Below are 12,257 nucleotides of genomic sequence, written 5' to 3' on the forward strand. Positions count from 1 at the left end.
GGTGGTAACACGAGTATCTCGTCCTTTTCAATCCAATGATTGAGGAGGGCGAGTTTTTTAATTCGCTCTCCTCCACAAAAATAATAAGGAGAGTGTTTAAACATGACAGAGGGATTATTAGTATTTCAATCAGATTTTGGTATTAACGACGGGGCAGTAAGCGCTATGCATGGGGTAGCCAATAGCGTGAAGCGTGGGCTGCCGTTATTCGATTTAACTCATCAGATTCCTCAGTACAATATTTGGGAGGCATCCTATCGTCTCCTACAAACCATCAACTATTGGCCAAGTGACACAGTGTTCGTTTCCATAGTAGACCCAGGCGTTGGATCAGATCGAAGAAGTGTAGTTGTGAAAACAGTGAAGGATCAGTATATTGTCACTCCGGACAATGGGACATTAACGCACGTTAACCGATTTATTGGTATTAAAGAAGTAAGAGAAATTGATGAAAGCAAGAATCGCCTACCAAAATCTGGAGAATCACATACATTTCATGGTAGAGATATATTTGCTTATACAGGAGCGCGTTTAGCAGCAGGAGAAATAAGTTTGGAGGATATTGGACCATCTATCCCCCTTTCTCTTATCGTGGAGCTACCACTTAAGGAAACAATTATTGAAGATAACTGCATTACGGGTGTTATTGACGTCATTGATCGACCGTTCGGCAATCTCTGGACCAATATTCGCCGACTTCAATTTAAACAGCTGGACGTTACCTATGGAGATGCCTTTGAAGTTTCTCTCACCATAGACGGAGAACTTGTTTATGAGGGAATAGTCACCTATGGTCGCTCCTTCGCTGCGGCAGGGATCGGAGAAGCTCTCATGTACGTGAATTCTCTGGATAATATCGGAATTGCATTAAACCAAGGTTCCTTTGCCGATACCTACCAAGTTCTCACTGGTTCTAGCACAGAAATAACTATTCGAAAAGCTGCTATTGCAATCAATTAACAAGGATGACTGGTTTAAAAATATAAATACGGGGAGAAATGAAGAATGAAAAAGTCTATCTTTTCAACAAAGACTGTTGTAGCGATAGGTATTGGAACGGCGGTGTTCTTGATACTAGCCAAATTTGCAGCAGTCCCTACAGGAATACCGAACACAACGATTCAAACATCCTATGGTTTTCTAGCACTTATTTCAGCTATTTTTGGACCAATAGCAGGTTTATTTGTCGGGTTATTTGGTCATGCTTTAAACGACCTTACTTCTTACGGTTCTATTTGGTGGAGCTGGGTCATTTCATCCGCAATTGTAGGATTAGGTATCGGGTTATATTTTAAAAGGTTTTCTTTTGAGGATGGAGAATTTGGTAAAAAGCATATTATATTATTTAATATCGTTCAAATCATAGTTCAGGCTATTGCATGGGCTTTAGTAGCTCCATTACTAGATATTATCATTTATGCAGAGCCTGCAAACAAGGTATTTACACAAGGAATCGTAGCCGCTATTTCTAATATTGGTACTGTTGCAATACTTGGCACACTCTTGCTTACTGCTTATGCAAAGACAAGAACCAAAAAAGGAAGCCTGAGCTACGAGGAATAAGTAGATAAGGAGATTCACATGAAAAAGCCAGTCATCGAGTTTAAACACTTTAGCTTTCAATATAATAGTCAATCCGAGCCTACTTTACATGACATTAATTTAACAATTTATGAAGGAGAAAAAGTAGCAATCGTTGGACCATCTGGCTCCGGAAAGAGCACGCTCGTTCATTGCTTGAACGGGCTTGTTCCTTTTGCTTATAAAGGTGAAATTACAGGAAATCTTACCATTCAAGAAAAAGAAACAAGGGAACTTGATCTATTTACTATCTCGCAGGAAGTAGGGACTGTTCTACAGGACACAGATGGACAGTTTATCGGCCTTACAGTTGGAGAGGATATAGCCTTTGCTTTGGAAAATAATTCAGTTCCTATGCAAAAGATGCATGAACGTGTTCAAAAAGCCGCTGCACTAGTAAAAATGTCTGAGCACATAAACTCTCGAATTCATGAACTTTCCGGCGGGCAAAAACAGCGCGTCGCTCTTGCTGGTGTTTTAGTAAATGACGTTAATATTCTTTTGTTTGATGAACCTCTTGCCAACCTTGATCCGGCATCTGGAAAGGATGCAATGAAGCTAATTCACCAGCTTCAAGTGGATTCTAATAAAACGATTATTATTGTCGAGCATAGACTAGAGGATGTTTTGTCTGAGCCTATCGACCGTATTATATTAATGAATCACGGTCGTATTATAGCGGATGGTACCCCTAATGAGCTTCTGGCAGGGTCATTATTGACGGATAACTGGATACGAGAGCCACTCTATATTAAAGCTTTGAAATATGCCGGCTGTGAACTGAATGATCAGATTAACCTAACTCAGGTAGACTCCATCGTGAATGATTCCTTTCATCAAAAACTAAAAGCATTTAGTGATGCAAGATGCTCGCCTATTCAGTTAGGTTTTAAAAATGAGCCTGTACTGACATTAGATAATATTAGCTTCCACTATGGGAACGGCCTAGACATTATTAAAAATGTTTCCTTTCAATTACATAAAGGTGAAATGATCAGTCTTATTGGAGCAAATGGAACCGGTAAGTCTACACTCTCCTCTCTTATCTGTGGATTTGAACGTCCTACAGAAGGTACTATTTATTTTGAAGGATTCAATGCGATTAACGACTCTATAATGGAACGTGCACATCGCGTAGGCTTTGTTCTGCAAAACCCAAATCATATGTTTTCAAAACAAAATGTCCTTGATGAGGTTGCATTTGGGCTTGCTCAATTCGAGTTATCCGATAAAGAGACGAGAAGACGTGTGGAGGAGACATTAAAAATTTGTGGTTTGTACCCATTGAGAAATTGGCCAATTGCTGCTTTAAGCTATGGGCAGAAAAAACGTTTATCCATTGCCTCTATCCTTGTAATGGAACCTCCAATTATTTTATTGGATGAACCAACTGCGGGGCAGGATTACAAGCATACTACAGAGTTAATGATGTTCTTAGAAAATTTAGCGAAAAATGGTACAGCAATTATACTAATCACCCATGATATGCACCTAATGACGGAATACACAGATCGAGCCATTGTCCTATCAAACGGAAGAATTTTAGTCGATGATTCCCCTGCACATATTTTATCTAACCCTACCTTAATCCAGGAGGCAAACTTAAAAGAATCCTCCTTATACGAAATTGCAAAACAGCTCAAGATGGAGCATCCCTCTGATTTTGTAGAGCAATTTATACAATACGATCGGGAGGTGCGCTTTAATGGGCAACGAACTGCTAAGCTATCTTGACCGTGATTCTATTATCCATCGCCTGACAGGTTCCACCAAGCTGATATGTTTTCTGCTTTGGTCCACTGCAGCTATGTTAACCTATGACACAAGAGTGTTAATGGTGTTGCTACTTGGGAGCTTTATATTGTTTTATGTATCCGATATTAAATTAAAGGATATCAGCTTCGTCCTCGGTTTCATCTTAGTCTTTTTATTGTTAAACAATATAGCTATATTTTTGTTTGCCCCCCAGCATGGGACAACTATTTACGGCACTTCCCATCCACTCACAGGATCTCTGGGACGTTACTCACTAACGCAGGAGCAATTATTTTATCAGCTTAATATTACATTGAAGTATTTTGCCGTCATCCCTCCCGCTCTTTTGTTCTTAGTCACTACACATCCAAGTGAGTTCGCAGCCTCATTAAACCGAATTGGTGTAAGCTATCGTCTTGCCTACTCTGTTTCTATTGCCCTTCGCTATATCCCAGATATACAAAGGGATTTTAAAACAATTTCTCGTTCGAAGCAGGCACGCGGTGTGGACATGTCTCGCAACGAAAGATTATATACCCGTATTAAAAATGCTGGATCTATTATAATGCCGCTTATTTTCTCTAGCCTAGAGCGAATAGAAACTGTCAGTAACACAATGGATCTGCGAGGTTTTGGGAAATTTAAAACAAGATCTTGGTTCAGTTTAAAAGAGTTCAGAAGAAGAGATTTAATAGCTATTCTGTTATCTTTCATGCTATTTTTATTAATGGTTTTATTTATTTTTATAAATAATGGACGATTTTATAATCCATTTATATAAAATCCGATTGAAAAGGGCCACCTCTTAAAGGTAGCCCTTTTCTTTATTATTTTATCTGAAAATAAGTATTGACTGTATATAAAAATTATATTAATATTATAACAATTTAACGGTTTAGAATAACATTTATTTGTTATTCAAATATAATGTATTGCTGTAGTCCATTAAGGACTTTTTATTTTTTCTTTTTCAACAATATATTTCATGCGATATATTATATAATCAGGGGGATTCACTATGAAACAGGCAACTAAGACGTACTTAATCAATCGAATGTATAAAGGCTCACAAGGACTTGCAAATGCCGTACTTGTAACATTAGGAATTGGACTACTTATCGAGACAATTGGTACGTTTACAGGCTGGGATGGTTTTACAGCTATTGGGAAAACAGCTCAATTGATGCTTGCTCCCGCGATAGGGGCAGGTATCGCTTATCAGCTCGGTGGTAATACATTAGTTATTTTTAGTGCTATGGCTTGTAGTACTATAGGGGCCAATGCTTTAATACTCCAAGATGGAATTTGGGTTCTGACAACAGGGCAACCGATTAGTGCAGTATTAGCAGCAATTGTTGCTATATGGGTCGGAAAACGTATTGCAGGGAAAACAAAACTGGATATGCTAGCCATTCCTTTTGCAGCAATTCTTATAGGCGGGGTTGTCGGGGTCGGCTTGGCCGCTGTAACTACTCCTCTTTTAGAACAATTAAGTCGATTTATAGCAAGCTCTGTGTCAGGGTCACCTCTGGTTGGATCTATTGTTATTGCTCTCGTTTGGAGTATTTTTCTTATGTCGCCTGCTTCCTCCGCAGCAATTGCCATTGCCTTACAGCTGGATCCAGTTTCAAGTGCTGCAGCATTAATAGGATGTACAGCTCAATTTGCAGGATGGACAGCTATGTCCTTTAAAGAAAATGATTTAGGAGCCAACATTGCACAATCATTCCTAACTCCTAAAGTACAAGTTCCAAATTTGGTGAAAAATCCATGCTTAGTAATAGGTCCGTTTCTATCCTCTGTGATTTGCGCTCCAATTGCTATTTTATTATTTAATTTTGAGGTACCTTACACATTAGCTGGGCTCGGGCTAAATTCATTTATTGCTCCACTAAATGTTCTAGCAAACCAAGGAATTGGAGTATTGCTAATGTATATAGTATTAGGTGTAATTTTACCTGCAGTTATTTCTTTGACCGCTTATCATTTGTTAAAAGCACGAGGATTAGCTAAAACTGGAGATTTACATATGGAAGTTCAGTAATAGAAAAAGGTCATGACCACTTGTCATGACCTTTTTTATTGGTAGGAAAGAAAAATATTTTCGTTAGAAAGTGGTCTCCTCTCTTTCTCCCGTTTTAAGTCATTTTCCTTCTATATGCCTCCTCCATTACGGAGTTTAGCTTTTCACTTCTTTTAGAAATATACGTTGTCCAAAATTTTTCCCCTATATTAGCAAGCTCTTCAGGGGTGTAATGATCCTTTTCAAATTTCCCCCAACATCCATCCGCAGTTAGCTTGTCCCAGAAAATATAATCGGCAAATTTATTGTTTTCTGTAGGAACGTCCGATCCCATGGATTCTAATTTTACTAACTCAGGACAAAGCCACATGGCTGTACAAACAGATAACAGACCTCCATGAGTCTCATTAAGTCCTTCTATCCCCGCTTCCTTCAAGGCCTCTTCCCATGCTAAATGTCGATGAGTAGTAATGACGAGCAACTCTGGATATTTAAAATTAATATACTTTACGAATGCTGATTCCCAGTAGGCTCCTCCATGACCATTACAAATCACAAATTTTTTAAAACCTTGTCTATGTAAATTTGTAATTATCTCTTCAATCATAGCTGTCAAAATGTTAGGACTAACAGTAACAGTTCCTATACAGTTGGCATGTTCTTCAGAGGTGTTAAAAGGTATAGTTGGCAACACATACGCCTGTAAAGCTTCTCCAAAGGAATTAGCATAGACTTCTGCTATTAATGTATCTAAGTGCATGGGCAAATATGGGCCAAACTGCTCCGTTGCCCCAAGCGATATGATTGCTATTTCTGTACCGCTGTCCTTGATCTCTTTAGTTGAATTTTTATAACTTAACATGGGTTTCTCCTTTTAATCTATTTTATGTATAAGCAGAGCAACTGATAAACCATGACAAATGACACGATTGCTGTAATGATAGCTTATCAATTACCCCACTGAACGTAAGCCAATAGGAAAATCAATTTATGAAGTATTTTTTGTTCTCTTCTATATGTTCATACCTTTTATTTCATTACTTATTTGAGTTGACTAAATTTAACACATAAACGTATTATACGATTTTTTAAACTAGAAAAGGAACTAGAGATTAATTGTATTACCACTTGCTATTGCTAGCAGGTATCATCTACAAAAGATTACTGATTATACCTCTATCCGTATAGATCGTTACTGGCGATTCAATTGATTTTTTGTGTGAAAAAAACCACGTTCTTCCTACTGGTCCAAGCAGGATATATGCTCCATCTTCTTGTTCGCCCATGAAGTTCAAATAATCTACCTCGTCTACTATTTTTCCATCTTGGGGAGGTATACCTAAATGTAATATTTGCTCAGCACTATTAAGGATGTTCTTTGTTGTTAACCCAATTTCACTAATTTCAATAACGTTTCGTGTGGAAAAATGTGTGGATTCCGATGATGGGGTAATACCATCTCTTGCTATATATTCTACTATATTCCCTGCAGGATCCTCAAAATAGCAGGATGTCGCTTTAAATCTACCGGCAAATTCTACCTCATCCTCCCCATCCTCTGTCGATAAAGTAACACGTTCTTGAAGCCACGATTTGGCCTTTTGAAACATATTAGCATGGATATTAAATGCAAAGTGGTAGTAATAATTCCTCGCTTCCAAATCCTTTATTAGTTTAAGTACACTATTTCCGACCTGAAATGTAGCCTCTGTCTCATTCCAGGACTTTAAAGGAAGCTCCAATGTATGCTGATAAAAAGCGACTGTTTCTTCATAGTTAGATATCCACAAGTCAATTTGCATTATCTTCATTTCTATCCTCCTCCCTGTAATTTCTACTATCAATATATACAATTCGTAAAAGAGACAACTCGGCCAATAGCATGAATAGGTTAAATTTCAATCAATAGTCTCATAGCTCCTTTTTAACTTTTTCTAGTTGAATATGGTAAAATTAAGTCACATTAAATAATGCAAGATAAGGGGGTATTTCATGAACATTTCCGTTAATTACTCAGAGGACTATCAGGGTCTGGTTTCAGCTGAACTACATGAAAAATTACAGGCTATTCATGAGGGTATTCAAACAAAAACGAGTACGGGATCAGATTTTCTAGGCTGGGTGAATTGGCCAAGCTCCCTAACTCCAGAGTTCCTTCAAGATATTAAAGTAACAGCAGATCGAATACGCTCAAACTCTGAGGTATTAGTTGTAATTGGAATCGGAGGATCCTATCTTGGTTCAAAGGCAGTGCTTGAGGCACTTTCTACTCCCTTCCAAAAGGATGACCATTTAGAGGTCATCTTCGCAGGACAATTGGTAAGTGGGTCTTATTTAAAGCAATTGATTGCCTACCTAGACTCTAAGGAAGTAACTCTAAACGTTATTTCTAAGTCTGGCACAACAACTGAGCCAGCTATAGCTTTCCGTTTTCTCCGCCAATACATGGAGGAACGTTATGGAGAGGAATCAGCATCTCGTATCATTGTGACTACGGATGAGGAAAAAGGCGCTTTATTATCACTTGCTAAGGAAAAGGGCTATAAACGATATGTGGTACCAGGTGACATTGGTGGCCGCTATTCTGTTTTTACAGCGGTTGGTCTACTACCAATCGCAGCAGCTGGGCATGATATTGAGCAATTGATAGCTGGAGCTAAAAAAGCAGAAGAGGAGTTACAAGTATTTGATATTAAATCAAATGCTGCAGTTAAATATGCTGTAATACGAAAGCATTTATATGATAAGGGTTATCCAGTAGAAATCATGGCAACCTTTGATGAAAAGCTGACGTATGTCCAAGAATGGTGGAAGCAGTTATTTGGTGAGAGTGAAGGAAAAGAAGGAAAAGGTATTTTCCCAGCCTCTGTTCTATATTCAACGGATCTGCATTCCTTAGGACAATACATCCAAGATGGTAAACGTATGCTGTTTGAAACGTTTCTAATGGTAGAAAAAGCATCAGATGACCTGACTGTCTTTGAGGCAGAAGATAATCGTGATGAACTAAATTACTTAAGCGGCTTGACTTTACACGACTTCAACAAAGCATGTCACGAAGCAACAGCATCTGCTCATTTAGCCGGAGGCGTTCCTCAAATAACGTTAATGATGGAACAACTGGACGAAAAGCATATCGGTCACTTATTATACTTTTACATGATGGCTTGTGCTTATAGTGCTTACTTGCTAGATATTAATCCTTTTGATCAGCCAGGTGTAGAAGACTATAAACGCAATATCTTTAAAATCCTTAAAAAGCCTGGATATTAAAAATGTAGCCCCTGTTTGGGGCTACATTTTTATTTTTTGGGTCGTGTTGTGCGTTTTTTTCGCTATTCCACCCGAATATTGATACCGATCGATTATTGGGTAAAACCGACCGCTTGTCAATTTTTCACTATAAAGCAAACCGTTTTTATACTACAAGCATTGCAGCTCCAAGCATGCCTGCTTCGTTACCGAAGGCTGCTCGTTTAATTTCTACTGGTTTTATCAATAATGGCTTAACTTTTTCTAGAAGCAAGTCCCACCATTCATCAGCTGATTCCGAAACGCCTCCACCGATCACAATACAATCCATATCTAGAACCGCTTGAAGGGTAGAAATGATAATAGCAAAATCTGCTAAAAAGCGATCTCTTGCAAGCTTCGCACTTTCTATATTCTGAGAAGCCAACTTAAATAAAGTATGTGGTTTCGCCAATTCACCTGTTGTCGGGTCTACCACATCTTCTTCTTTGATTAACCTCTTTAGTGCAGTTCCCGACACATATTGTTCACTGCAGCCCGGTCTACCACAACCACAAACTAACCCATTTGGATATAAGATCAAATGACCGATTTCTCCTGATCCACCGTTTGCACCATTCATAACTTGTCCATCAAAAACAAAGCCCCCGCCTAACCCGGTGCCTACTGTAATACAGACAACCCTAGAAAATCCCTGTCCTGCGCCAATACGTGCTTCTGCAAGAGCTGCACAATTAGCATCGTTATTCAATTCTACTCGCAGTCCCGTAGCAGCTTCTAATAGAGGTTTGGCAGGTGTACCTTCCCAACCTGGAAGCTCCTTCTCAAACGTCACGGTCCCAGTATCCGCATCTACAATTCCTCTAGTCCCAATACCAACCCCTGTGATGTCTGGAAACTCAGCCTTGACCTTTAAAACTTGTTCCTCTAAATAAGGGTATAATGGCAGCTCGGTTGGTACTGTAATATCTGCTAACACTTCGCCAGCTTCATTGACAACACCCATCCGTATCTTTGTTCCACCAATATCTACTCCAAGTACCTTCTTCACTTTATAATCTCCTCTCAAAAGCTAATACCAATGCCTCATAGGGACGTACATTCATCCCTTGTTCTCCCAATTCTTGAGAGTCATAGTTAGCTATTATTACTTTTCCATCTAGTCCATCCACTTCACAGCTTGTCCATTCAAGCTTCTCCGTATTATCAGAGAAATTCGTGATGACAAGCCATTCTTCCTTCTCAGTTTTTCGCTTATACACAAAAAGGCTTGGATTATTGGGTAATAGCAAATGGAAGCTACCATACGTGATGATGTCGTGTTCTTTTCTCAACTCAATAAGCTTCTGATACGTATAAAAAACAGACGTTTTATCATCTAATGCCTGATCTACATTAATCTCGTTAGTATTTGGGTTCATTTGAATCCAGGGAATCCCCGTTGTAAATCCGCCATCCTTCGTCCACTGTATAGGGGTACGAGCGTTATCTCTTCCTTTTGCATAAATACCCCTCATAATATCTTTCTCTAAAACACCCTGTTCTATTTTACTGTTATACATATTAATAGTTTCAATATCCTTGTAATCTTCTATTCTATCAAATTTTACGTTAGTCATACCTAGCTCTTCCCCTTGATAAATATAAGGGGTTCCCTGAAGCATATGGAGACAGATAGCCAACATTTTTGCAGAAGTTACTCGAAATTCCTGATCGTTACCAAAACGAGAAACTATGCGAGGCTGATCGTGATTATTCCAATATAAACTATTCCATCCTACCTCATGAAGTGCATGTTGCCACTTTTGGAAGTTTTGCTTCAATGCTACTAAATCTAGTGGCTTCACGTCCCACTTTTCAAAAGGTCCACTATCGATATCCATGTGCTCAAAGGTGAATACCATATTCACCTCTTTGTTCGCTGGATTTGTATAGAGCTGCGCATCCTTTGGTGTAACTCCTGGCATCTCCCCAACTGTTAGCACATCATAGTGTTGGAGTACTCGTTCATTCATTTCTTTTAAATGAGTATGAATTTTAGGTCCATTTATAAAATATGGACTTCCGTCTCCATACGCCTGACCCGGATTCACTTTTCCATCCGGCAGACCTTCCACTTTGGAAATGAAATTAATTACATCCATTCGGAATCCACCTATTCCTTTATCCAACCAATAGGTCATCATCTCATATATATCGTCACGAAGAGCCTTATTCTCCCAGTTTAAATCTGGTTGTTTTTTTGAAAATAAATGTAAGTAATAAGACTCTGTTACCTCATCCTTTTCCCATGCAGAGCCTGAAAACACAGAGCCCCAGTTATTTGGTGGCTGATCGTTTTTTCCCTCTTTCCAAATATAATAGTCTCGATACTTAGAGTCCTTCGAGGATTTCGATTCCACAAACCAGGCGTGTTCATCGGAGGTATGGTTTACGACAAGATCCATTACGATACGTAATCCTCTTGCATCTGCTTCCTGTATTAATCTATCAAAGTCTTCCATTGTTCCAAACTCATCCAATATAGTACGGTAATCTCTAATGTCATAGCCATTGTCGTCATTCGGAGAATCAAAAACAGGGCTCAACCAAATAACATCTACGCCAAGTCTCTGTAAATAATCTAATTTAGATATAATCCCTGGTAAATCTCCAATCCCATCTCCATTAGAGTCCATAAAACTCCGCGGATAGATTTGGTAGACCACACTTCGTTTCCACCAAGGCTCTTTATTTGTTTTCATGCTTCTCCGACCCCCATCAGAAATATTTGATATATTCATTATAATGCAAACGCTTGCATAAAGTGATATCTTTTTTGAAAAACTTCAATCTATCTTTCTATCTTTTTTATTAAATATCTTAATAACAACATTTTATAAAGAAAAAACCCTTCCACTTGGAAAGGGTGCAAATCAACTCTTTTTTACAAATTCGGATTTTAACTTCATAGCTCCGAATCCATCAATTTTACAATCAATATTATGGTCTCCGTCTACTAGGCGAATGCTCTTTACCTTGGTACCAATTTTTAATGTAGAGGAGCTTCCTTTTACTTTTAAATCTTTAATAACGGTTACAGAATCTCCATCTTGGAGGATATTGCCGTTAGCATCCTTTACTTCTAACTCGTCTACTACTTCTGCTCTTTCTTCTATCAATGACCATTCATGTGCGCATTCAGGACAAACTAGAAGAGAGCCATCCTCATATGTATATTCAGAACTACACTTCGGGCAATTCGGCAAAGCTGTCGTCATTATATTACCTCCATTTACTCTTCATTTTAATATAGTAATCTAAGCCATTCAACACATTTCAATATGAGGAAGGTTTATCCAGATTTCTTTGTGGGTAACTAATTATTAACCTTCCTAATTAAAATATATTCAAAAATACGGCGAGAGGAGGGATGGACATGGATGAAGAAAAACGAGTAGAAGTACATCGTGAAGAACGAACAGATTCTGGGATGGTAGGAGCTACTTTCATCAAGTATGCTGCTTACTTAATTATATTCTTTGGTATCCTTTGGTTCCTAATCTCTTACGTATTTCCAATGTTTTAATTGGTATTAAGATCCACGTCTGACCACATGCGGACGTGGATTTTCCCTTTTAAAAATCCCTTTACCTCTCACCCTTCT

General features: G+C 38.5%; 12 protein-coding genes and 1 other annotated feature (1 of these 13 only partly in view). Of the genes, 7 read left to right on the top strand and 5 right to left on the bottom strand.

What is annotated here, in order from left to right; all coding sequences use genetic code 11:
• Positions 1–29, top strand: a binding site (T-box leader); it begins 244 nt to the left of the window's first position.
• A gap of 73 nt (positions 30–102) precedes the next feature.
• The 5 genes from MKY94_RS19395 to MKY94_RS19415 all read left to right on the top strand — a co-directional run bounded on the left by MKY94_RS19395 (position 103) and on the right by MKY94_RS19415 (position 5,380).
• On the top strand, positions 103–960 hold the full coding sequence (locus tag MKY94_RS19395; protein WP_154312108.1) for an S-adenosyl-l-methionine hydroxide adenosyltransferase family protein: 858 nt from the start codon (positions 103–105) through the stop codon (positions 958–960).
• A gap of 45 nt (positions 961–1,005) precedes the next feature.
• Positions 1,006–1,563, top strand: coding sequence for an ECF-type riboflavin transporter substrate-binding protein (locus tag MKY94_RS19400; protein ID WP_144539205.1), 558 nt, complete (start codon positions 1,006–1,008; stop codon positions 1,561–1,563).
• A gap of 18 nt (positions 1,564–1,581) precedes the next feature.
• Entirely contained in the window at positions 1,582–3,315 is a 1,734-nt protein-coding gene (locus tag MKY94_RS19405) for an ABC transporter ATP-binding protein (protein WP_342577631.1), read from the top strand.
• Entirely contained in the window at positions 3,287–4,117 is an 831-nt protein-coding gene (locus tag MKY94_RS19410) for an energy-coupling factor transporter transmembrane component T (protein WP_144539201.1), read from the top strand. Before MKY94_RS19405 ends, MKY94_RS19410 begins: the two co-directional genes overlap by 29 nt.
• Before the next feature lie 237 nt (positions 4,118–4,354).
• Positions 4,355–5,380 carry a PTS sugar transporter subunit IIC gene (locus MKY94_RS19415; protein ID WP_144539199.1) on the top strand — a complete coding sequence of 342 codons (1,026 nt, stop codon included), beginning with the start codon at positions 4,355–4,357 and terminating at the stop codon, positions 5,378–5,380.
• A gap of 94 nt (positions 5,381–5,474) precedes the next feature.
• Here MKY94_RS19415 and MKY94_RS19420 read toward each other — a convergent pair whose 3' ends face one another.
• Together MKY94_RS19420 and MKY94_RS19425 are read right to left on the bottom strand one after the other, a co-directional pair.
• The gene (locus MKY94_RS19420) at positions 5,475–6,221 is read right to left on the bottom strand and encodes a creatininase family protein (protein WP_342577632.1); all 747 of its coding nucleotides are present in this window, start codon (positions 6,219–6,221) and stop codon (positions 5,475–5,477) included.
• Between the two features lie 289 nt (positions 6,222–6,510).
• Positions 6,511–7,170 carry a hypothetical protein gene (locus tag MKY94_RS19425; RefSeq protein ID WP_342577633.1) on the bottom strand — a complete coding sequence of 220 codons (660 nt, stop codon included), beginning with the start codon at positions 7,168–7,170 and terminating at the stop codon, positions 6,511–6,513.
• Between the two features lie 181 nt (positions 7,171–7,351).
• On the opposite strand from MKY94_RS19425, the gene MKY94_RS19430 reads away from it, so the two are divergent.
• Positions 7,352–8,632, top strand: a complete 1,281-nt coding sequence (locus MKY94_RS19430) for a glucose-6-phosphate isomerase (RefSeq protein WP_144539195.1) — start codon at positions 7,352–7,354, stop codon at positions 8,630–8,632.
• 145 nt (positions 8,633–8,777) lie between these two features.
• On the opposite strand, the gene MKY94_RS19435 is transcribed toward MKY94_RS19430, so the two are convergent.
• The 3 genes from MKY94_RS19435 to MKY94_RS19445 all read right to left on the bottom strand — a co-directional run bounded on the left by MKY94_RS19435 (position 8,778) and on the right by MKY94_RS19445 (position 11,871).
• Positions 8,778–9,662: an ROK family protein gene (locus tag MKY94_RS19435; RefSeq protein WP_151112225.1), complete on the bottom strand. Its 885-nt coding sequence runs from the start codon at positions 9,660–9,662 to the stop codon at positions 8,778–8,780.
• 1 nt (position 9,663) lies between these two features.
• Positions 9,664–11,355 carry an alpha-glucosidase gene (locus MKY94_RS19440; RefSeq protein WP_342577634.1) on the bottom strand — a complete coding sequence of 564 codons (1,692 nt, stop codon included), beginning with the start codon at positions 11,353–11,355 and terminating at the stop codon, positions 9,664–9,666.
• Positions 11,356–11,526: 171 nt separating this feature from the next.
• On the bottom strand, positions 11,527–11,871 hold the full coding sequence (locus MKY94_RS19445; RefSeq protein ID WP_151112221.1) for a zinc ribbon domain-containing protein YjdM: 345 nt from the start codon (positions 11,869–11,871) through the stop codon (positions 11,527–11,529).
• Between the two features lie 158 nt (positions 11,872–12,029).
• On the opposite strand from MKY94_RS19445, the gene MKY94_RS19450 reads away from it, so the two are divergent.
• Complete coding sequence (locus MKY94_RS19450) at positions 12,030–12,179, top strand: hypothetical protein (protein ID WP_186318196.1); 150 nt, start codon at positions 12,030–12,032, stop codon at positions 12,177–12,179.
• The last annotated feature ends 78 nt before the right edge of the window (positions 12,180–12,257 follow it).

The organism is Psychrobacillus sp. FSL K6-2843 (assembly GCF_038626375.1).
GTDB classification, from domain to species: Bacteria; Bacillota; Bacilli; order Bacillales_A; family Planococcaceae; genus Psychrobacillus; species Psychrobacillus faecigallinarum.

Bases quoted from the DNA above. Each gene is read 5' to 3' on its own strand.
- MKY94_RS19395 (WP_154312108.1), top strand. From the start codon at position 103: ATGACAGAGGGATTATTAGTATTTCAATCAGATTTTGGTATTAACGAC.
- MKY94_RS19400 (WP_144539205.1), top strand. From the start codon at position 1,006: ATGAAAAAGTCTATCTTTTCAACAAAGACTGTTGTAGCGATAGGTATT.
- MKY94_RS19405 (WP_342577631.1), top strand. From the start codon at position 1,582: ATGAAAAAGCCAGTCATCGAGTTTAAACACTTTAGCTTTCAATATAAT.
- MKY94_RS19410 (WP_144539201.1), top strand. From the start codon at position 3,287: ATGGGCAACGAACTGCTAAGCTATCTTGACCGTGATTCTATTATCCAT.
- MKY94_RS19415 (WP_144539199.1), top strand. From the start codon at position 4,355: ATGAAACAGGCAACTAAGACGTACTTAATCAATCGAATGTATAAAGGC.
- MKY94_RS19420 (WP_342577632.1), bottom strand. From the start codon at position 6,221: ATGTTAAGTTATAAAAATTCAACTAAAGAGATCAAGGACAGCGGTACA.
- MKY94_RS19425 (WP_342577633.1), bottom strand. From the start codon at position 7,170: ATGAAGATAATGCAAATTGACTTGTGGATATCTAACTATGAAGAAACA.
- MKY94_RS19430 (WP_144539195.1), top strand. From the start codon at position 7,352: ATGAACATTTCCGTTAATTACTCAGAGGACTATCAGGGTCTGGTTTCA.
- MKY94_RS19440 (WP_342577634.1), bottom strand. From the start codon at position 11,355: ATGAAAACAAATAAAGAGCCTTGGTGGAAACGAAGTGTGGTCTACCAA.
- MKY94_RS19445 (WP_151112221.1), bottom strand. From the start codon at position 11,871: ATGACGACAGCTTTGCCGAATTGCCCGAAGTGTAGTTCTGAATATACA.
- MKY94_RS19450 (WP_186318196.1), top strand. From the start codon at position 12,030: ATGGATGAAGAAAAACGAGTAGAAGTACATCGTGAAGAACGAACAGAT.